The organism is Thermostichus sp. OS-CIW-31, assembly GCF_054060305.1.
Map to the genome: position 1 here is coordinate 19,414 of NZ_JBSSDA010000006.1, position 20,712 is coordinate 40,125.

Consider the following 20,712-nt stretch of genomic DNA (forward strand, 5'->3'; position numbering starts at 1 on the left):
CCAAACCGCCTAAAGCTCAGTAAATTCAGCAAAGTTCAGGGTTTTGGGGATTAGAGGCATGCTCCACAGATCCCTCAAGCTGGCAAGGGATCGCTATGATTTCAGCATAGTCTGAATCCTTCTGGGGGAGGGCTGGCTTGGTTGTCCGGATCCCTCCAACGCCAGACGACTAGAATGAGTAGGAAGCAGATTTGCCTATTCCCAGCAGCATCACCCACTCAGCAGGGCCGTCTTTTTCCTTATGCTAGACGCTTTACTGATCGCGATCTTCATGTTGGCCGGGGCTGGTCTCGGGTTTTACGGCCTGGATTTGCTCCCTCCTGCCGCCATTCAGGGGGCCAATGTGGAAGGAGCCCGTGTCGTCACCAGCGGCTTTGGCGTGCTGGCAGGACTGGCTTTGGGATCCCTGGTGCGCTGGAGCTACCGTCGCTTCGAGGCCAATGTGCGCTCCCTGCCGCCGGACGTGTTGATCAGCCGCTCGGTGGGGTTGGTGATCGGCTTGGTGATCGCCAATCTGGCCATGGCTCCTGTGTACTTGCTGCCCTTGCCTCCCCAACTCAACAGGTTCCTCGAGCCACTGGCTTCGGTCTTTTTCAGCTTGGCCTTTGCTTACCTGGGGGTCAGCCTGGCCGATACCCACGGCCCCTCGCTGCTGCGGCTGTTTAACCCCAACTATGCTTTACAAGCAGCCCTCTGGGCGGAGGGCAATGTGGTGGCTGCCACGGCCAAGGTTTTGGACACCAGCTCCATCATCGATGGCCGAGTGGCTCAGTTAATCGAGACAGGTTTTTTGGAAGGAACCCTGGTGGTTCCTCGCTTTGTGCTGACGGAATTGCAGACCATTGCCGACAAAGCCGATGCCCAAAAACGAGAGCGGGGCCGCAAAGGCTTGGATACCCTGCAGTCTTTGCGAGAGGCCTACCCCGATCGTTTCGTTATTCACGAAGCCAACTATCCAGATCTGACCACTGTCGATGAAAAGCTGGTGCGCCTCACCCAAACCGTGGGGGGAACGCTGCTTACCACCGATTACAACCTGAAGAAGGTGGCGGCTCTGCAGGGGGTCAAGGTGCTGAATGTGAATGAGTTGGCCGAGGCGCTGCGGCCCATCTATGTTGCCGGTGATAGCTTTGATATCAAGATCACCCGCGAAGGAAAAGAGCCAGGTCAAGGGGTAGGCTACTTGGAAGACGGCACTATGGTGGTGGTGGAAGAAGGGCAGCGCTCTGTGGGCAAAACCCGCTCTGTAGTTGTGACCAGCGCCATTCAAACCTCAGCAGGCCGCATGATCTTCGCCCGCCTCAACAAGGACTCTGCCCCACTAACCCGCCCGGCCTCTGATCCGGCCAGCCCGGCTTCCTCTGGAAAAACCTGAGTTTTGGCCTACGTTCCCCTAGCGCAATGATGGCTTCATCCCAAATGGGCGCCCTCCGACCCACTCCGATGTTCTACACGCAGGATCGCCAGAGGCGCTTCTGGAGTTTTTACTGGGAAGATGCCGAGAAATATGGCATCCACCCTCAGCACATCGTGAGCGGACAGCAAATCTGGGAGGTGGCCAACGCTGGAGAGTACGAAGCCAAGCTCAACCAGGTCTTTGCAAGCGGGGATCCCCTCTCCTACGAATGTCAGGTGCTCTCGCCCCGCTACAAGTTGCATCTGCATCTTTCTCTCAACCCTGTACGGGACATGGAAGGGGAGGTGGTGGCGGTTGCGGCAGTGGGCAAGTTGCTGGGGGCTACGCCTTTTGCGTTGGCCGGAGGAGCCAGCAGCCCCAACAGCCAGCCCCATGCTCTCCCGGCCGATCCGGTACAGGGGATCACGACGCAGTTGGTGCGCAACATCCGGCATTCCCTGGATATCCGGCAACTGTGCCAGCAGACCGTGGAGCAGTTGGGGCAACTGTTTGAGGTAGATCGCTGCCTGATGGCCCTCTACGAGGTGGGGCAAGACTCCCTCACGGTCAATGCCGAGTACCGCCGCCATCCTGGGGATCCCTCCCTGCTCCACCAGACCCTGAAGCTGGCAGATTACCCCCATTTGTTGCAGGCCCTCAGACAGGAAGAACCGGTGGAGGCGGGGCGACATCTGGCCATTGCCATGTCTTACCAGGGCTACGCCAACAGCCTGCTCTGGCTGGAAATGCTGGATCCGAACAGGGTTCCTGTTTGGCAGCCAAGCCACATTCAGGTACTCCAGAGCATTGCCACCTACCTGGGCGCAGCCATTGCCCACGCCATTTTGCTGGATCAAAGTCGCCAACTGGCAACCCGCTTGCAGTTAGCCAACCAAACTCTGCGTCAGAAAAATAAGGAGCTGGAGCAGGCCCGTGCCCAAGCAGAATCGGCCAACCAACTGAAAAGCCAATTCTTGGCCAACACCTCCCACGAGCTGCGCACCCCTCTCAACGGGATCATCGGCTTTATCAAGCTGGTGCTGGACGGGATGGCCGAAAACCGCGAAGAGGAGCTGGACTTTTTGCAAGAGGCCTATCGCTCTGCCCTGCACCTGCTGGCCCTGATCAACGATGTGCTGGATATCGCCAAGATCGAGGCGGGCAAAATGCAGTTGGAGTTCCAGCCCTGCGACCTGCGAGCTTTGTTTAAGGATGTGGAGGCCAAGACTAGCCTGCAGGCCAGCCAAAAGGGCCTACAACTGAGCTTCCACCTGCCCAACACCTCGGATCAGATTTTGCTCTTGGGCGATTACCAACGCCTGTTGCAGGTGATGCTCAATTTGGTGGGGAATGCCATCAAGTTTACCCCCAAAGGCTCAGTAACCGTGCGGGCGGATATCCTGCCCGGCAATCCGGGGTTGGCCCGCATCCGCGTCATCGACACCGGGATCGGGGTATCGCTGGAAAAGCAGCAGAAGCTGTTTCAGGCTTTCACGCAGGTGGATGGTTCCACCACCCGCCAATATGGGGGGACGGGCTTGGGCCTGGCCATCAGCCAACGCCTGGTGGAGGCGATGGGAGGGGAAATCAATTTCTACAGCCTGGGCGAAGGGCTGGGATCCACCGTCACCTTTACGGTGCCCCTCTACCGCAAGCCGCTCCTGAGCGGGGATCCGAACCCAGAGGCGCTCCCTGCTCAACCCGCCCGAGATAGACCTGAGGATGCGGATCCCACCTTGATTTCTGTTCCCAACTCAGTCCAGCGATGACCCACCCGGCCATTTCTCCTTCAACCGCTCTGGGTACCTCTCGGTTGCGGCGCAGCACTGCGCGAACATTCCCCCATGCCCTATCCTCGTAAACGGTTTGGTCAGCATTGGCTCAAGGATCCCGCTGTTCACGAGGCGATTGTGCGGGCTGCCCAGTTGAATGATCTAGAGGGAGACGCGGATCCCACTTGGGTGCTGGAGATCGGCCCCGGCACCGGCCAACTGACGCGGCGATTGCTGGCCCAGGGCGCCCAGGTGGTGGCGGTGGAGATCGACCGGGATCTGTGCCGACTGCTGCAAAAACGGTTCGCCGGCCAACCCCGTTTTCACCTGCTGGAGGGAGATTTTCTCCGCCTGCCGCTGCCTCCTCAACCCCGCCTGCTGGTGGCCAATATCCCCTACAACCTGACCGGCCCCATTTTGGAAAAGGTGCTCGGATCCCCAGCCCAGCCAGTTCGGCAGTTCGAGCGCATTGTCCTTCTGGTGCAAAAAGAGCTGGCCGAGCGCTTGCAGGCCGGCCCCGGCAGCAAAGCCTATGGTGCTCTGAGCCTGCGGACGCAGTATTTGGCCGATTGCGAGCTGATCTGCAGGGTGCCCCCCACCGCTTTCAAGCCCGCCCCCAAGGTGGAATCTGCTGTGATTCGCCTCACCCCCCGCCCCGCCCCCACCCCCGCCCGGGATCCCTGCTGGTTTCACCAACTCCTCCGGCAGGGGTTCTCCACCCGCCGCAAGAAGCTCGTCAATGCCCTGGGAAGCTTGGTGGAGCGAGAAGCGGTTGCAGCAGCTTTGGCTCAGCTCCGCCTCAACCCCGATGCCCGCGCCGAAGAGCTGGCCCTGCCCCACTGGCTGGCTTTGAGCGATCTGTTGCTGGAGAAAGCGCCCAAAAGGGCTGTTGTTCCTCAAGAGGAGCAGGAACCGGGGTAGGGTAAGAGAGGGAAGCTCAGTTGGATGGATCTCAAAATCCTCTGAGTTTTTTTGCACTCCCCTCCCAATTTGTTTTGGATCCCCTTCGTCAATGCAGGTGCATCCATGCAAAGCAACCAAGGCAAGCAAATCCTCTTGACCGGCGGCACAGGCGGGCTGGGTTTGGGGGTGGTTCCCGTGGTGCTGGCCAGCGGAGCAGAGCTGACCTTGACCTATCGACAAGAGAAAGATCTTGCCATTTTGCGGGAGCGCCTGCCGGCCAATGCTCTGGATCGGGTTCGCTTTGTGCAGGTGGATTTAACAGATGAGGCGGCGGTTGCCCGCGTCATTGCCGACCTACCCCGCGTGGATGGGCTGATCCACCTGGTGGGGGGCTTTGCCATGGGCCCCACCCACGAGTACAGCTTGGCGGACTGGTATCGCGACTTCGACCTCAACCTCACCACCACATTCCTGACCTGCAAGCACAGCCTGCGCAGAATGTGGCAACAGGGCTATGGGAGGATTGTAACGGTGGGATCCCGAGGAGCGGTGGAGCCGGGCCCGCAATTGGCCGCCTACTGCGCTTCCAAAGCGGGGGTGGTGGCCCTGACCCGCACCATTGCCGCCGAAACCCAAGGCACCGACATCACGGCCAACGTCATCCTGCCCAGCATCATCGACACGCCGGCCAACCGAGCTGCCATGGGATCCGAGCGAGCCAAGCTGTGGGTCAAGCCAGAGTCCATCGGGCAGGTGATCGCCTTTTTGGTCTCAGAAGCAGCGCGGGATCTGCGAGGGGCGGTGATCCCGGTGTATGGCAACGTCTAGGCAACTGGTTGACCAAGCCATGAGCCGCCATTCATGATACAGAATATGCACTTATCCCTATCCAGTTCTTTTCCATGCTGAAGCGATTATTCTTGGGTGGTTTGCGCCGGCAAATCGGTCGCATTGAGGTGGCAGGGGCCATTGATGGCAAAACTCGCGAGCGGGTTCTCAAGGCCCTGAAAGAGGTGGAAGAAAACCATATCCCTGCTGTGGTGCTGCGCATCGACAGTCCAGGCGGGACGGTGGCCGACTCCCAAGAAATCTACAATGCCCTCTTGCGTTTGCGAGAGAAAAAGGGCACCCGTATTGTCGCCAGCTTTGGCAACATTGCCGCCTCTGGGGGGGTTTATATTGCCATGGGAGCCGAAAAAATTGTTGCCAACCCAGGAACAATCACCGGTAGCATTGGTGTGATCATTCGAGGCAACAATATCGAACGCCTCCTGGATAAGGTGGGGATTTCATTTAAGGTAATTAAGTCTGGCCCCTACAAAGATATTCTCTCGTTTGATCGCGAGCTGACCCCAGAAGAGCGAAACATCCTGCAAGAATTGATCGACATCACCTACGGCCAGTTTGTGCAGACGGTTGCTGCTGCCCGCAAGTTGAGTTTGAATGTGGTCAAAACTTTTGCCGATGGCCGCATTTTCAGCGGAGAGCAGGCCCTCCACTTGGGTGTGGTGGATTGCTTGGGCACAGAAGAAGATGCCCGCCTTTGGGCGGCAGAGCTGGCGGGTTTGCCGACGGATGCGAAGTTCTACGACCTGCTCCCGCGGCGCAGAGGTTGGTCTCGATTTCTGCCGGCAGCAGAAGCCTTGGCCCGTCTGCAGTTTGAAGCGAGCACCTCGGGCTTGCCCCTGTGGCTTTACACAGGTTCTTGAGGCAGTTCGCGAACAGCTATTCCGGGAAGTTTAGCGTTCTGTACCGCACAGCCCCCACCCCCGGCCCCTCTTCCAGAGGGAGAGGGAGTTTAACTAAAGTAGCCCAACTCCAATTGCCGGGCCAGATCCAGCAGCCGGTGGGCCAGGGTTGGCTTGGTTGCCAATGGGATCCGCTCTGGACTTCCCTGCTGGGGGATCCAATAGCCTTGGTTGTGGCTGCTGCCAAAGCCGCTATCCGGTTGGTCGATGGGGTTGGCCACAATAGCATCCAGGCCCTTCTGGCGGAGCTTCTCTCTGGCCGGTGGCAAGGGATCCCCACTTTGGGCGGCAAAGCCGATGAGGCGCTGGCCAGGGCGTTTGTTGCGGGCCAGGGCTGCCACTAGGTCAGGGATCGGCTCCAACGGCAACATCTGGGGCAGTTCGGCTTTAGGCAGCTTCCCCGGATAAACCTGGGAGGGGCGCACATCCCCCACAGCAGCAGCCATCCACAAGAGATCCGCCTGGGGAAATTCCGCCTGCAAAGCCGCCTCCAGTTGGGCTGCCGTCTCCACCGGAATGGCCCGAATGGCGAAGGGCGCTGGATCAAAGGGGATCCCCAACGGCCCATGGACCAGCGTCACTGTCGCCCCCCGGCAGGCTGCCGCCACCGCCAGCGCCACTCCCATCCGACCACTGGCCGGGTTGCCGATAAAACGCACCGCGTCGATGGGCTCCCGTGTACCCCCCGCCGTCACCAACACCCGCTTGCCCTGCCAATCTTTTTTCCCCCCTGTCCAGAGCAAAGCCCGCACATACTCCTGCAGCGCCTCCGGCTCCAACATGCGCCCTTCCCCCACCGCATCACAGGCCAAGCGGCCACTGGCCGTCGGTAAGGCCCAAAAACGGGGATCCTGGTGTAGCCGCTGCCAATTCTCGGCCACCTTCTCCGCCTTCCACATCTGCGTATTCATAGCCGGTGCCACCGCCACCGGACACCGGGAAGCCAAAACCACATTGGTGAGCAAGTTATCCGCCAGCCCATGAGCCAACTTGCCCAAGGTGTTGGCCGACAAGGGTGCAATGAGGAGAGCCTCCGCCCATTCCCCCAACTCGATGTGCAGCGGTCGTCCTCGTGTTGCTTGCCAAAAGGCGGCATCCGTAAAAGCCGGCTGGCGGGACAAGGTGGCAAAAGTCAAAGGAGAAATAAAATGTTCCGCAGCTTTTGTCAAAACCACCTTGAGCTCTGCTCCCTGCTGCACCAGAGCAGACACCAAAGCTGCCGTTTTGTAAGCAGCAATCCCCCCGCTCACCCCAATGAGGAGACGCCGCCCCGACCAAAAGGGATCCATATTGAGTGACACGCAAACAGCCTTGTTTCCAGTTTCCCTGCTTTTGCTCAATTCCGGCGGCAAAGCGGGGATCCCTCGCCCAAAGATACTTTGACTTGGACGGATGACCCTGTCGAGAATAGGGCCTGAGAGCCTATCATTCCCCATTTCAGCCAAAGTCTCCCCCATGGGTTCTGGCCTTCAGAGGGAATTCCCCACTGCTGTTTTGCGCAACTAGCCCTCAGATCCCATTGCAGTCGCTCACTCATTCCCTCTAATTAAGAAGAGTTGGATCAAACTCTATTGCAATCGCTGTTTGTTTCTGGCTACACTAACAGTTGTCCCTAAAACCATCTTGATATGGCTACAACCAGTAAACCAAAACCACTCACTGGCCAAGAGCTCCTCGACAAGGTAACTTCAATGGGAAATGCGGATCGCAAGGAAAAAGCTCGCGCCTGTGGTTATGTCACCTACACCAAGAATGGTCAGGAGCGAGTGAATCTGATGCAGTTTAACAACGCCCTGTTGAAGGCCGTTGGCGTGGATCTCGGCGCTAGTGACGAAAATGGATCCCGTGGCCGCGCTCCTACCTTCCGGGTTTCGGTTCATAAGAATGGCAACCTCCTGATCGGAGCTGCCTACACCAAGAAGATGGGCCTCAAGCCCGGAGATGAGTTTGAGATCAAGCTGGGCCACCACAACATCAAGCTGGAGCGGGTCAACTGATTTGCTGTCTCCCTGGATGCTTTTCCCTGCTGGTGATCTCATCTCAGCTTGGGTAAAGCCTTTGGTATTCCTTTCGGCCTCTAGGGGCTTGGGAGCAGCGACCTCTTCCCTTCGCTCCGGTGCTCATTGTCTTTCTACTTTTCAAACAAGGGATCCTCATGATCCGCTGGGGATCCCTGGCAGTTTGTACCTCATCAATGGCTGAAGTGTGGGTAAGTTCGCTATTCTGACAACAGTTAAATTGGGTCTGCGGCAATGAACACTCCGACCGTGCCAAATGTCTTTCGCCATTGGCGGCGGTGGCGAACTTGGGCGGGGCTGTTGTTGTTGGCAGCAGCGTTCTTTGTCATCGAGTCTCATCGGCAAGTTTGGCCTCAGTCGAATGCTTCTCAAAGTCAGGCATTTTTGGAGTGGGTGTCTTCCCAGCCTACCCCCGAACAGCAGGATGTTTTTGTGGATGGAGTCATTCGGCTGCAATTCAATCGGCCACTGGATCCTAATCTACAACGTCTGGCGGTTCAGTTGGATCCGCCGGCAGCGGTTATTTTTGATGTGCAGGGAGACGAGTTGTTGCTTAAGCCTCGGGATCCCTTGCGCTTTAGCACCCGTTACACCCTCACGCTTTCTCCCCAAGAGGGGCTGCCCCTCGAGCAGGCCATTCAGCTGAGTTTTCGCACCGAACCGCAATTTACCTACGAACGGGATGTCAAACCGCTGCTAGAAGCCAGTTGTGTGGGTTGCCATCAGCCGGCAGGACGGCAGCGCACCCAGTTGCTGGACAGTTATGAGGCCACGATGGCCTATGTCAGGCCCGGGGATCCCAATAGCGAGTTGATCAATCCCCGGTGGACGAGCCGCCACGCCTACATCCTCAACGCCATTAACCGCTCCGAAAGACTTAAACAACATTGGACAAAAGTGGACTTTCGACCAGCGTTGATGCTTTCTTCCTGCTTCTACGACCCTTGCCTAGCTGGGCTTGCAACCCAACCCCGGCAGCGGGATCTCCACAGGCGTGACTTCCCCCCAAGCTGGGGGTAGTTGAGGGTAAATACACCTCAAAATACCACCCCACCAAGTTAATCGCTGCGTTGAGATCCCGGTCTTTCTCTAAACCGCAACTCTCACAACGAAACACCCGCTGGTGCAGCGGCATCTGCTGTTTATGCTGGCAACAAGAACACAGCTGGCTGGACGGATAAAACCTATCCGCCACTACCACCTGACAGCTGTAGAGCCTAGCTTTATACTCTAGCTGTCGCCTGAACTCATAGAAACTACACTCGGCTAGACTACTAGCTAACTTGTGGTTCTTGAGCATCCCCGAGACGTTCAGGTCCTCTATAATTACCACCCGATACCTCTTAGCTAGATAGGTAGTAAGCTTGTGTAGGTTGTCCCGACGAATATCAACTACTCTCTTGTGGAGTCTTGCCACCTTCTTAACTGCCTTCCGCCGGTTTTGCGACCCCTTAACTTTCCTGGACAACCGCCTTTGCAACCTCCTCAGCCGCTTCCTAGCCTTACAATAGGGCTTGGGGTTGCCAAAAGTCCCCCCGTCAGAACACGTGGCTAGATTGTTAACTCCTAGGTCAACCCCAACGACGTCCCCTTCCTTCTCCAGCTCCCCTGGCTCAGGCGCCTCATACTTGAAGGAAATAAACCAACGGTGGGCCCGCCGGCTGATAACAACATTCTTGGGCACAACCGCAGGCAAGACCTCGTAACAAGCTAACCAGCCGAAAATCGGAACCTTGATTTTGTTGCCGGAAATTCTAATCCCACCTTCTAGGTAAAAGCTGTCCAGCTTCCCCTTCTTCTTGAATACTGGAAATCTAGACTTCCCAGCACGCCACCTCTTAATTGCTCTCTCCAGATTCCTAAGAGCTTCCTGCGGGGCACACTTAGAAACCTGATAGTACCAAGGATTAGCCCTCTTCACCTCGGCTACAAGTTTCTTGTGCAGATCAACTGCCGTGGGAATCTTCCGCTTCTCTGCCACAGCTTGCTTACAAAGCTCCAGTCCCCAGTTGTAAGCGTGCCGAGCAACCCCAGCGTGCTGCGCCGCCAGTGTCCTTTGCTTGTTATTCAGTCTTAACTCCGTCTTGAATCCTAATAACAAAGTACGACCTCTAGTTCAGCACTAAACCTATTGCTGTTCCCTTTGGAGCTACAAATTGGGGCATACTGAATATATATAATGTACACTGCATTCAGTCGAGACTAGAGTTCAGCTCAACCGCCCCCAAGCTCGCGGCGACTCCCCGAAGATTGCTTACATTCAGGCCCGCGGGCTGCCCCTGTCCCGTCTGGGCTTTTGGACGCCGGAGGAAGTGGAGATCGTCCGCACCTGGATTGTGCAGGATGGCGCCCCCCGCACCAGCGCCCGCTTACAGATGGGCAACTGAATAAGGCATCTGGAACCCAACCCTCACTGCCATGACCCCTCCTCAACCTTTGGCCACCGTGATTCAGGGATCCCTGAGTCGAGGGCTGGAAGCTCGCCTCAATCCCGGTGTCTCGGTAGAAGACTTGCGGGTGGGCAAATTCGTGGTGATCCAGGGGCAGCGCAACCGCTTCTTTGGCCTGCTTACTGACGTTACCCTAGAAACCAGCAACCCCCAAATTCTGGTCAATCCCCCCCGCCCGGAAGAGACCTTGCTGCAGGAGGTGCTGGCCGGTACCGGCACCTACGGCATTATTGCCCTCACCCCGATGCTGATGTTGGTGCCGCGGCAAACGGAAGGGGAAAGGCTGTATCCCCTGGTCAATCCCGAACGGCCAGAAGCGTTGGCAGCTCCCCTCGGCCAAGAACCCCCTTCCGCTGGCGCCATGGAGCTGCTGCCCGTGAAAACAGTGCCCGCCCATTTTTCGCAAGTGTATGAGGCACGGGAACTGGACTTTCGCACCGTCTTCGGCTGGGAAGACGACCCGGAGCGGCGCAACTTTGCTATCGGCCAGCCCCTCGACATGGCTGTGCCCATCTGTTTGGACTTGGATCGCTGGGTGGAGCGCAGCAACGGCATTTTCGGCAAATCGGGCACCGGCAAGTCCTTTCTAGCCCGCCTGATCCTGGCCGGCATCATCCGCAAACGGGCAGCGGTGAACTTGATCTTTGACATGCACTCCGAGTACGGCTGGGAGGCGGCCAGCGAAGACAAACACGCCAGCACCGTCAAGGGCTTGCGGCAGCTCTTTCCCGGTCAGGTACAGATCTATACCCTGGATCCCGATTCCACCCGGCGGCGAGGGGTGCGGGATGCGCAGGAGCTCTTCATCGCCTACAACCAGATCGAGGTGGAGGATCTGGCCCTGTTGGCAGAGGAGCTGAACCTATCGGAAGCCAGCCTGGAAAACGCCATTATCCTGCGCAACGAGTTTGGCCGCGACTGGATCAGCCGCCTCTTGAGCCTTTCCAACACCGAGATTCAAGAGTTTTGCGAACAGAAAATGGGCAACAAAGCCTCGATGATGGCCCTGCAGCGCAAGCTCACCCGCCTTGACAACCTCAAGTACATCCGCAGCACCCTGCCCCACAACTACATCGGCCAGATTTTGGATGCCCTCAGCCGCGGCATTCACGTGGTTATCGAGTTTGGATCCCAGTCCAACCTGCTCTCCTACATGTTGGCGGCCAACGTCATCACCCGCCGCATTCACCAGGCCTACGTGCACCAGACGGAGCGGTACTTGCAATCCAAAAATCCCCTCGACCGGCCCCGTCAACTGTGCATCACCATCGAGGAGGCCCACCGCTTTCTAAATCCGCGGGCGGCCAAGCAGACCATCTTCGGCACCATTGCCCGCGAGATGCGCAAGTACTTTGTCACGCTGCTGGTGGTGGATCAGCGCCCTTCCCGCATCGACAGCGAGGTGATGTCGCAGTTGGGCACTCGCATCACGGCGCTGCTCAACGACGACCAAGATATCGAGGCGGTGTTCACAGGGGTGGCGGGTAGCCAGAACCTGAAAACGGTGTTGGCCAAGCTGGATTCCAAGCAACAGGCCCTCCTTCTCGGCCACGCTGTGCCTATGCCGGTGGTGGTGCAAACCCGCTCCTACGACCAAAGGTTCTACGCCGAGATCGCCGACCCCGACTGGTCGCAGGCCGAAGATGCGGAGGTGCTCCTGGCCGCCCAACAGGCTAAGTCCGAGCTGGGGCTGTGAGCACAAGCTGCCCGCACCGCTCGGAACATGCCAAAGCGACACAGCCCTGTGCCGAAAGCCAGCCGCATCAGCAAAAAGGTGGGTACCTCCCGCAAGGACTTCACCAAGCCGACCAAGCCAAACCTGAGAAAGCCCTCAGGGCGGACAACACCCTGCCAGATGGAATCCAGCCAAGAGGGAAGGGTCTCCTGAGTCCAGTCGGCGGTTTCTACCCGTCCCGCCACCAGGCCAGTAGCCTCCAACTGCTCGGCAAAGCCTTCGATGCTGGAGAAGGAAGGGTGTGACCATTGATCCAACAGTTGCCGCATCACCAGCCGTTCCCACAGGTTGAGGGGCTTTTGCCGGTCGTCCCGCTGGTTCCAGTCGGCCACCACCAGGATCCCCCCTGGCTTCAGCACCCGCAGCATCTCTTGGGCATAGCGGGCCTTGTCCGGCATGTGGGGCCCTGCCTCAATGGACCACACCACATCGAAGCTGGCATCGGGGAAGGGCAGATCAAGGGCGTCGGCCACCCGAAATTCAACTTTGAGATCGGGGGGGGTCAGCTCCTGTGCCCGCTTCACCTGCTGAGGGCTGATGGTGATGCCGGTAACGACAAAGCCGTAGTCACGGGCCAAGATGCGGCAGCTCCCACCAATGCCGCAGCCCACATCCAACACGGTCGTCCCTGCAGGCAGTCGATCCAACCCCCCCCAGCGCACCATCTCGTGGACAAAGTCGTGCTTGGCCTGCAGAAAATTTTTTCGTTGGGGAGGAGAGCCGTAGTGGCCTAGGTGAATGTGTTCGCCCCAGTAAAACTCTAGGATCCCATCCCGAGTCCACTCGTCGTAAGACTTGGCCACGGAAGCGGGAGACTCGTATTTGCGAGCGGTCAACAGATAGGCTGCCAAGCCCACGGCCAGCAGCACAGCTATGCCCAAAGCCCAAAAGATTGGATTCATCGGATCAACCATGAAGTTTCTATAAAGTCCCTCTGCGTGGTGGCAATCATTGTCGGTTGGATAGCGCAGCCCCAGGCGGAGTGCTTTCCGGTATGGGGCCAGCCAAGCAAAGGCACAATCCCATCTTGACCCATCTGCTGGCTCAAGGAAGAAGTCTGGGATCCCGGCAAAGGGCAGCTGGGCGAGATTTTCCAGCACCCATTGGGATTGCTGCGATCGCCTGCTGGGCCGGGGCGGCAACCTCAGTAGCAGCGGCTGCTCCCTACCAAAGGTTGGCGGCGTAGCGAGCAGCTCCCCTCAGCCCCACCTGCGCATTCACCACCACCTGCACCGACAGTTGCTCCAGAAGAGGACGCATCCGCCCCTTATCCAAAAACGAGGACAAAAACTCCCCTTGGTGCAGTAGGCGCAAGAGCTTGGGCGCGATCCCCCCAGCGATGAACAGGCCCCCGCGCGGCAATAGGTGTAGGGCAAAGTTCCCGACTGCAGCCCCGTACAGGCTGATGAAAAGCCGCAGACACTCCACCGCCAGAGGATCCCGTGCTTCCATGGCAGCATTGGCAATTTGGGCTGCCGGGTCAATATGCTTAGCTCCCTTTTCCCAAGCCTCAATTTGGGCCAGCAGCTGTTCTTCTCCTGAGCCCCACTGGCTATCCCGCAAAAATTGATAAATGGCAACGATCCCCTGCCCCGAGACCACCCGCTCGGTGGAGACACGTCCGTGCCGTTTTTGCAAATACCTCAAGAGCTCCCACTCCAGAGGGGTGCGCGGGGAAAAGTCCACGTGACCGCCCTCGCTAGCATGAACTTGGTAACCCCCTTCTCCCCAGGTAAGGTAAGCCTGCCCCAAACCCGTGCCTGCTCCCATCACGCCAATCGGAGCCCGCGGTTGACGCTCACCCACTTGCAAGGTGTCCAGATCCTGGTCGCCGAGGGCAAGCACGCCATACCCCACAGCGCTGAAGTCGTTGATCAAGGCTACGCGCGGGATCCCCAGCTCTGCGGCCAATTGGCTCGACTGCAGATCCCAGGGCAAGTTGGTCACTTTGGCAGTCTGTCCCTCAGACCCTGAGCCCCTTGTTTCCATGACGGGGCCGGCCACTGCAAAACAGGCGGCAGCAGGCTGTGGATCTCGCCCCAGCTCCCGCCGAGCCTGGGCCAGAAACTCTCCCACCATTGGGGCGAGGTTGGCGTAATCTTGGCTGGCATAGCGGCAGTGGTAAAGGCTGTGCTCGGGATCCTCGGCATTGACAAGGCTGAGGCTGGTTTTGGTGCCCCCGATGTCTCCTGCCAACAACAAGTCCATACAGTTTCCTCCGGCCAGCACCTCCTTCCCACCCTGACATCTCTGGAGAGAGAATGCCAGGCCCCCAAGGCTTCCCCGCTCCTGCTGGGGAGAAGAGGGAAGGGCAAAGAAGGTGCTATGTTAACTGATGTAAAGGTTTTTAATATTGCATTTTGTCTTCTACACCTTTTTTACCCCCTCTCCAAGATGAGCCTCTGCTGTCCTCTGAGCGTTTGGCCGGGCTGGATCCCCGCCCTCTCTCGGCTCAAAGGCGTTTTCGATCCCACCATGCCATTGGGGGAGTGGCAGCTCTGCTCGTGAGTCTGCCCGTTTTTGTGCAAGCGCCCCTGGTGCGGTATGCCCCTTGGGTCAGCTTGGTGATGTCTTTGGGCTGGCTGGGCCTTAGCTTGCATCTCTACTCCCAGCCCCGTACCCGCCTGTGGGGAGATTTGCTGTACGGCTTTACCCTGACTTGGCTGGCAGGATCCCTGTATTGGGGATGGCTGCGCTTTGAGCCTCTTTGGCACATGCCCATGGAAGCCTTGGGGATCCCGATTGTCTGGTGGGGGACACGGCGACGGTTTGCCCGCATCGGTACCTGGTTTTATCTCGGCTCCCTGTGGGGTACGGCGGTTACAGATCTCTACATTCACTCGGTGGGGCTGCTGCCTGAGTGGCGGCAGGCGATGCAGTTTGACCGGTTGGAGCAGGCGGTTGTCCCTTTTAGGGCGGCCCTCGACAAAATGGCTACCCCCTGGGGCCTGGGTTGGGGCATCGGCTTGGGCCTTCTGTTGCTGGGTGTTGGATTGTGGAGAGTCCAGGGATCCCGCCGCTTGCACCATTGGGCATTTGCGGGAGCAGTGCTGAATACCCTGTTGGTGGATGGGCTATTTGGCTGGGGGGCAGCTCTGCTGCGGTGAGCTGGGACATCCCCATAACTCTGCTTCAGGTGGAAGTAGAAGTATTGGTAGGGCTGGGAGCTCCATCGGACTCCGTCCTGCCAACGTCGGCGGCAGCAGGTGCAGTTGCCGGCAGTGTAGGTTCTGGCCCGGCAGGAGGCAACTCCGGTGCCGGTGCGGGCTGAGGCAGAAAGTCGATGACCTCCCAAGTCTTGGAATCCGGTGAGCTGTAGGCCAGCAGCCACCGTTCGGGCGCGGTTTCAACGCGGTCGGGCGAGCGTTGTGTAGCAACAGTTTGTGCCTTTTGGTGGGCCAGGGTGAGCTGGAAGGGATCCCCTTTGCGGCGATAGGGGCGGCGGGATCCCGGCGGCTGCACGCTCAGGGTGTAGGTGCCGCTGAGGTGATGGCCTTCCAGGGTTTCTCCTGAGGCCAACAGCAAGGGTTCACGGCGATCCTGGCGGATTTTCACATCCTGCAATTGCAGGCGGGCTGCTAGCTGGTCACTGCCCACCAAGGATCCCACCGGCCCGGACACATGAGCGATCTGATAGGCGAGGGCCTGCTGCACAATCGGTTTTGGCGGCCTGGGGCCACAGCCGACCAGCAGCCCCACCAGCACAATAGCCACAAGGCTGAGTGCACCGCGCACAACCGATCCCTGGCCCCTCCACCCCGACTTCGGCATCGCTTCCCCTGAGGCCATCAGACGGTAACTAAGGTGGGGTGTTGCTTCAGGTATTCCGTATTCACGCCGGACTCGCGGGTGAGAGCCACAAGGCCGGTACGGGCGATCTCGCGGATGCCAAAGCTGGTCAACATCTTGATGATGGCCACCATTTTGCCGGGATCCCCGGTTACCTCGAGAGTCAAAGACTCCTCTGCCACATCCACAATCCGGGCACGAAACATTTGGGCCACATCCATGATGGCGGAGCGGGTATCGGGGCTGGCGTTAACTTTGACCAGCATCAGCTCCCGTTCCACACAGGGAACATGGGTGATGTCGGTTACTTTCAGCACGTCAATGAGCTTGTAGAGCTGCTTCGTCATCTGCTCCACATCGTGTTCATCGCCCTGCACCACCATAGTGATACGAGAGATCCCCGGTCGTTCGGTGGGGCCAACGGTGAGGCTGTCGATGTTAAAGCCGCGACGGGCAAACATCCCCGCAATGCGGGTTAAAACGCCAGGCTGATCCTGCACGAGGGCGCTGAGGGTGTGTTTCACGGCAACCAGAGGATAGAGAAAAAGCTGAGAAGAGGTTGGGGAAGCACCTGGGAATAACAATACCCTGAGGAAATTTTACGCCAACTTTGCCGGAATGTTTTTCGCATTGCTCCGGTCGGAGCACAGCTGCAGAGCCGGCGCCCTAGAGAAAGACAGCGCAGCCGTTAACTCTCCAAAGACCCGCGCGTAACCCCCAATTGGCTGTGTAGCTTCAGCTCCTGCCACAGTTGGGATCCGCTGAGTTGACCTTGTAGGAGTTGCTGATAGCGGTGCAGGGTTTGTTGGATCTCGGCGGGGGATTCATGCAAAAATTCGATGCGCAGATAGCGCAGGCCCAAGGCCAATAATTTCGGCACATACTCTGCCCCCGTTTGGGCCTTGCCGTTGTAGAGGGTATTCCGACAGCCGGCATCGGCCTTCAAAATATGCTCGACATTGGCCCTGTCCCTCAGCTTCACCTCGTGTTTTTCACATGGGCGACCACAATTGGTGTAATCCGTTCCGCTGGATAAAAAGGCGCAAAAGACGCAGTGCTCCATGTGGAACAGGGGCATATGTTGATGAAGGGTAACCTCATACCTATGGGCGGGGCCGGCTTGCAGCAGGGATCCCAGTTGCTCGTGGTTGAGGTCATAGGAAGCCGTCAGGCGCTCCAGGTTGTAACGGGTTTTGAGATAGTGGGCCGTGATGGGATTGGCCACATTCAAGGAAAAATCCCCAATGCAGCGCTGCCCGGCAAAAAAACGGAGATGGTCGTAATTTCTCACCAAGTAGCCATCGGCTCCGCCGACCAACACTTGCTTTAGGATCCAGGTTTCTCCTGGCTTGGTGATGCGGGGCGGAGCGACCCACAGTTCCACCTCGGGATGGGCGGCTTTGGTTGTGCGGATCACCTCCCGATAGCGGCGGGGATCCTCAAACTCCAGATAGATCTGCCTAATACCGCTGGCTATCACCGGCGGCAGTTGCGCCGGATCCCGCACCAACACCACCAACTGCGGGGATCCCCTTTCGGGCTCCTCCTGAGAAGGCACCAGATCTTGCCAGTGAGCTTCGGGATTGAGTTGCCAGCGCGGGGGCTGAGCTCGCAGAGCTTGTAGGCGTTCCACCGCTTGTCGGCGCATCTGGTTGAGCAGGCTCACCGGCAGCATTACCTCCCCCTGCAAGGCATTGTGCAGGGATCCCAACTTGAAGGGAGTGGAGCCCAAACGGCCCAGTTGCTGTCGCAGTTTTTCGGTGGTGAGGGGTTGGCGGTGGGCAGCTTCCAGGGGCAGCGGCGAATCCACCTGCACCGTATGGCCTTGCTCATCCCGCAGGATCAGCGTCAGCGGGGATCCCACTTGGCCGTGAACCTCCATGTGGACAGGCCGCTGAAAGCGGGGGTGATCCCCGGCGTAGCTTTGGCGCAGGCGCTTTTCCAGTTCCGGGTCGCTGGTCTTCCAGAGGCGATCCCCCACCCGCAGACGTTTGAGATCAATGACCCCCTCTCCGAAGCTGAGCCAGGCCAGCCCCTGCTTCTCTTGCACCCGGTAAACTCGCCCCCCCTGCTCCGGTAACTCCGGCTGCCCCTGATCAAACACCACGCCATCCCCGGCTTTGAGGGGTGCCTCCAGCCGGATCCCCACCTGATCCTGTTGGATCCCCACCACTTGCCCCAGGTAAACCCCCCGTTTCTTGCCAAACCGCGCGTGCACCAGCTCCTGGTTGTTGATGCCCCGCAGCCAGCCTGTGTAGAGCCCACGAGAAAAGCTCATCTCCAGCTCGTAGCGTTCCTGTTGCGAGGGCTGCCACGGCTGTCCCACCCCCAGCGCATCCAAGGCCTGCCGATACACCCGCGTTACATTGGCTACATATTCTGGGGATTTCAGTCGGCCCTCAATTTTCAGACAGCGGATCCCCAGCTTCACCAGCTCCGGTAGCACCTCCAGCCCGGCCAAATCTTGAGGGCTGAGCAGATACCGCTTCTCCCCCAAGTCGCGGCGGATCCCGTCTACCACCAGCTCATAGGGCATGCGGCAGGCTTGGGCACATTCCCCCCGATTGGCCGAACGCCCCCCCAGCGCCTCGCTGGTCAGACATTGCCCCGAGTAGGCCACGCACAACGCCCCATGCACAAAGACCTCCAGAGATAGGGAGGATCCCTTCTCTTGCAGATAGGCCTGGATCTGGGCGATTTCCTGGAGGGAACATTCCCGCGCCAGCACCACCACCTCACAGCCCAGCTCAGCGGCAAACTCCGCTCCCACTCCACTGGTGATGGTCATTTGCGTGGAAGCATGGATGGGGAAATCGGGGGAAAGATGCCGGATCAGGCGGGCGATGCCAATATCCTGCACAATCACCGCATCCACCCCCGCCGCAATCATCGAGCGGATGTATCCCTCGGCTTCCGTCAGCTCCCTTGGAAAAACCAGGGTATTTAAAGTAACATAGCCCCGTACCCCCCGCCGGTGCAGCCAGGCCATCAGTTCCGGCAAATCCGCTTCCGTAAAGTTGCGGGCGCGCATCCGGGCGTTGAAGCGCTCCAGCCCAAAGTAAATGGCATCGGCTCCGTTTTCCACCGCCGCCTTGGCACACTCCCAATCCCCTGCTGGAGCCAGCAGTAGGGGCAACTTGGTGGTCAGAGGCGGCGCCTCAAAGTGATCCGTTTCCGCGAAATCTATCCCAGCAGCTTTCATCGGAAGACAGCCCCACAAAGAGAACAAGGGATCCTTTCCCATTCAAAATCAAAAAACCTGAGAGCAGGATCCCCTTGTCTCAGGTCAAGCTGCCTCTGCCGGCGGCCTCTTAACAAAAAACTCGTTCCGTCCGTAAAGGGTCTAGCTAAGAAGCCACCAGCACATTCAGGATCCCGGTGAGGACGGCGCTGAACAAAGCCAACGTTAGGTAGCGGCCAACAGCCGGGTTGTCACCCAGCAGCCGATCGGAAGCGCTGATGGTGAAAAACAAAGACCAGGCCTGAGTAGCGTTGATGGTCTCAAATTGGTTGAATTCAGCGGTGAAGATCTTAGGCATGACTCAATGCTCCCTACAGCTGTGGGTTCGCACCCCTACCTTAACAAAAGTTAACAGCAGCTGCCACGTTTGCGCGGCTACATCAGGACACCGCCGAACAAGGCTGGAATAGGCAGCGTTTTATGGGAGAGCTGGGTACACAACCCTCGGAGGGATCTGCATCTAGCGTGGATCAGTTGTATGCGACTCCGTATATAGTATTGAGTGATGCGGGATCCCCACCCAAAATAGGGGCTTTGCCCCTCGACAGAGGTCGAGCAGATGTTCTAACCTTGGCTTCTAGGGTGGCCCAAGAGCGCTCTTCAAGATAGGTGTGCCGGGGTGTTGTCAGCGATGGCCAACCGGGATCCTAAGGCTGAGAGTGTGCCGCATCGCTAGCCTAAGCCCTGTTGAGCGGGTTTAATCTAGGCAGCTTTTGATTTGCCCCAGGCTGTTGGTTAGTACTTAGGAAGCTGACCCCATAGCAACCAGAACAAGGCGCGATGCCGGGAGTTGAGATGAGAATGACGCGTTGTAATGTAGTATCGCCTGTGCGCTCCCTCTGCCGCTGTGCAGCTCAGGTGGGCGGCGTAGCCGGGATCCTGATCGGAACAGCTTGGGGGGGCTTGGCTGTAACTCCCGTTTGGGCTCAGGAGAGTGCTCTACTGGCTCAGGCAGCCGCAGGCCCCATGAGCCGGCAAGAGGTGGCGGAACGGCTGAATCTGGTGCCTGTTTTTGCCATCGTGTCTCAGAACGGCACCCCCGTTGTCGCCAATGTGGAGCGGGATGGCCGCACCATCCAAGTGGTTTCCTTCTGGCTGGATCAGGCCCAGGCCCAGCAAGTGTTGGAGCAGGTGAAAGCCAGCAACCCCGAGATAGCCAGTCAAGCCCGGGTGGTGCCTCTCTCGCTGGGGTATGCCTACGAAAAATCGGAAGAGGAGCGCGCCAAGAATAGTGACCTGTATTTTGAGGTGGTGCCTCGGGCTTCTGATGTGGAAGCAGCCAAGCAGGTGCTGAAGGAAACCGGTCAAGATGTGCCTGCAGAAGCGATTGGTGTGCCTCTGTTCTATGGCCGCTCCGGAGAGGGGCTGCTGACCATCGAGCAGGATGGCCATGAGGTGGTGCCCTTCTTCTTCGACCGCAACGATTTGCGGAGGGCCTTGGATCGGGCGGCGGCGCAGAACCCGGATGTGGTTGGGAAAACCCAGATTGAAGTGACCTCGCTGGCCATTGTGGTAGAGCGTATGCTGGCCCCCGACGCGCAGGCCGATGTGCAGAAAATTGCCTTTATCCCCTCTCGCTCGGCGCTGGAGTATATCCAATCCCTGGCCCGGCCTGCCAATCCTTCTGCAAGTCCCCAGCCTCAGCGTTAACCTAAGCCCC

General features: G+C 58.5%; 17 protein-coding genes and 1 pseudogene. 10 read left to right on the forward strand and 8 right to left on the reverse strand.

Annotated features, from left to right (window positions below; genetic code table 11):
- Nucleotides 1–241 precede the first annotated feature (241 nt).
- The 5 genes from ACVWY9_RS05050 (at nt 242) to sppA (ending at nt 5,780) form a co-directional block, all read left to right on the forward strand.
- The gene (locus tag ACVWY9_RS05050) at nt 242–1,375 is read left to right on the forward strand and encodes a PIN domain-containing protein (protein ID WP_457387685.1); all 1,134 of its coding nucleotides are present in this window, start codon (nt 242–244) and stop codon (nt 1,373–1,375) included.
- Between the two features lie 68 nt (nt 1,376–1,443).
- Nucleotides 1,444–3,165 carry a sensor histidine kinase gene (locus ACVWY9_RS05055; protein WP_457387686.1) on the forward strand — a complete coding sequence of 574 codons (1,722 nt, stop codon included), beginning with the start codon at nt 1,444–1,446 and terminating at the stop codon, nt 3,163–3,165.
- 75 nt (nt 3,166–3,240) lie between these two features.
- Nucleotides 3,241–4,089: a 16S rRNA (adenine(1518)-N(6)/adenine(1519)-N(6))-dimethyltransferase RsmA gene (rsmA, locus tag ACVWY9_RS05060; protein ID WP_457387687.1), complete on the forward strand. Its 849-nt coding sequence runs from the start codon at nt 3,241–3,243 to the stop codon at nt 4,087–4,089.
- 105 nt (nt 4,090–4,194) lie between these two features.
- A complete protein-coding gene (gene fabG / locus ACVWY9_RS05065) occupies nt 4,195–4,899 on the forward strand; it encodes a 3-oxoacyl-ACP reductase FabG (protein ID WP_414373529.1) in 705 nt (234 codons plus the stop codon).
- A gap of 74 nt (nt 4,900–4,973) precedes the next feature.
- Complete coding sequence (gene sppA / locus ACVWY9_RS05070; RefSeq protein WP_457387688.1) at nt 4,974–5,780, forward strand: signal peptide peptidase SppA; 807 nt, start codon at nt 4,974–4,976, stop codon at nt 5,778–5,780.
- Between the two features lie 89 nt (nt 5,781–5,869).
- On the opposite strand, the gene coaBC is transcribed toward sppA, so the two are convergent.
- Nucleotides 5,870–7,108 (reverse strand): bifunctional phosphopantothenoylcysteine decarboxylase/phosphopantothenate--cysteine ligase CoaBC, encoded by a 1,239-nt coding sequence (gene coaBC, locus ACVWY9_RS05075; RefSeq protein WP_457387747.1) that lies wholly within the window; start codon nt 7,106–7,108, stop codon nt 5,870–5,872.
- A gap of 339 nt (nt 7,109–7,447) precedes the next feature.
- Between coaBC and ACVWY9_RS05080 the strand changes: the two genes are divergently transcribed.
- Both ACVWY9_RS05080 and ACVWY9_RS05085 read left to right on the forward strand, forming a co-directional pair.
- Complete coding sequence (locus ACVWY9_RS05080; protein WP_011432615.1) at nt 7,448–7,816, forward strand: AbrB family transcriptional regulator; 369 nt, start codon at nt 7,448–7,450, stop codon at nt 7,814–7,816.
- Nucleotides 7,817–8,071: 255 nt separating this feature from the next.
- Nucleotides 8,072–8,482: pseudogene (locus ACVWY9_RS05085) on the forward strand (Ig-like domain-containing protein); the annotation flags it as partial.
- A gap of 232 nt (nt 8,483–8,714) precedes the next feature.
- On the opposite strand, the gene ACVWY9_RS05090 reads toward ACVWY9_RS05085, so the two are convergent.
- A complete protein-coding gene (locus ACVWY9_RS05090; protein WP_457387689.1) occupies nt 8,715–9,938 on the reverse strand; it encodes an RNA-guided endonuclease InsQ/TnpB family protein in 1,224 nt (407 codons plus the stop codon).
- A gap of 317 nt (nt 9,939–10,255) precedes the next feature.
- On the opposite strand from ACVWY9_RS05090, the gene ACVWY9_RS05095 reads away from it, so the two are divergent.
- The gene (locus tag ACVWY9_RS05095; protein WP_457387690.1) at nt 10,256–11,983 is read left to right on the forward strand and encodes a helicase HerA domain-containing protein; all 1,728 of its coding nucleotides are present in this window, start codon (nt 10,256–10,258) and stop codon (nt 11,981–11,983) included.
- Here ACVWY9_RS05095 and ACVWY9_RS05100 read toward each other — a convergent pair.
- Together ACVWY9_RS05100 and ACVWY9_RS05105 are read right to left on the reverse strand one after the other, a co-directional pair.
- On the reverse strand, nt 11,890–12,924 hold the full coding sequence (locus ACVWY9_RS05100) for a methyltransferase domain-containing protein (protein WP_457387691.1): 1,035 nt from the start codon (nt 12,922–12,924) through the stop codon (nt 11,890–11,892). The two genes, ACVWY9_RS05095 and ACVWY9_RS05100, sit on opposite strands and share 94 nt — an antisense overlap.
- A gap of 262 nt (nt 12,925–13,186) precedes the next feature.
- Nucleotides 13,187–14,230 carry a glucokinase gene (locus tag ACVWY9_RS05105; protein ID WP_414344654.1) on the reverse strand — a complete coding sequence of 348 codons (1,044 nt, stop codon included), beginning with the start codon at nt 14,228–14,230 and terminating at the stop codon, nt 13,187–13,189.
- Nucleotides 14,231–14,382: 152 nt separating this feature from the next.
- Here ACVWY9_RS05105 and ACVWY9_RS05110 point away from each other — a divergent pair, with 152 nt between their 5' ends.
- Entirely contained in the window at nt 14,383–15,129 is a 747-nt protein-coding gene (locus ACVWY9_RS05110; protein ID WP_414329009.1) for a DUF3120 domain-containing protein, read from the forward strand.
- 25 nt (nt 15,130–15,154) lie between these two features.
- On the opposite strand, the gene ACVWY9_RS05115 is transcribed toward ACVWY9_RS05110, so the two are convergent.
- From ACVWY9_RS05115 to ACVWY9_RS05130, 4 genes are all read right to left on the reverse strand, one after another.
- A complete protein-coding gene (locus ACVWY9_RS05115) occupies nt 15,155–15,757 on the reverse strand; it encodes a hypothetical protein (RefSeq protein WP_457387692.1) in 603 nt (200 codons plus the stop codon).
- A 53-nt stretch (nt 15,758–15,810) separates the two neighbouring features.
- A complete protein-coding gene (ilvN, locus tag ACVWY9_RS05120; protein ID WP_011432604.1) occupies nt 15,811–16,335 on the reverse strand; it encodes an acetolactate synthase small subunit in 525 nt (174 codons plus the stop codon).
- 164 nt (nt 16,336–16,499) lie between these two features.
- Nucleotides 16,500–19,013 (reverse strand): peptidase U32 family protein, encoded by a 2,514-nt coding sequence (locus tag ACVWY9_RS05125; RefSeq protein WP_457387693.1) that lies wholly within the window; start codon nt 19,011–19,013, stop codon nt 16,500–16,502.
- Nucleotides 19,014–19,158: 145 nt separating this feature from the next.
- Nucleotides 19,159–19,350, reverse strand: a complete 192-nt coding sequence (locus tag ACVWY9_RS05130; RefSeq protein WP_457387694.1) for a hypothetical protein — start codon at nt 19,348–19,350, stop codon at nt 19,159–19,161.
- Nucleotides 19,351–19,847: 497 nt separating this feature from the next.
- On the opposite strand from ACVWY9_RS05130, the gene ACVWY9_RS05135 reads away from it, so the two are divergent.
- Complete coding sequence (locus ACVWY9_RS05135) at nt 19,848–20,702, forward strand: Tic22 family protein (protein ID WP_414329355.1); 855 nt, start codon at nt 19,848–19,850, stop codon at nt 20,700–20,702.
- Nucleotides 20,703–20,712 lie beyond the last annotated feature (10 nt).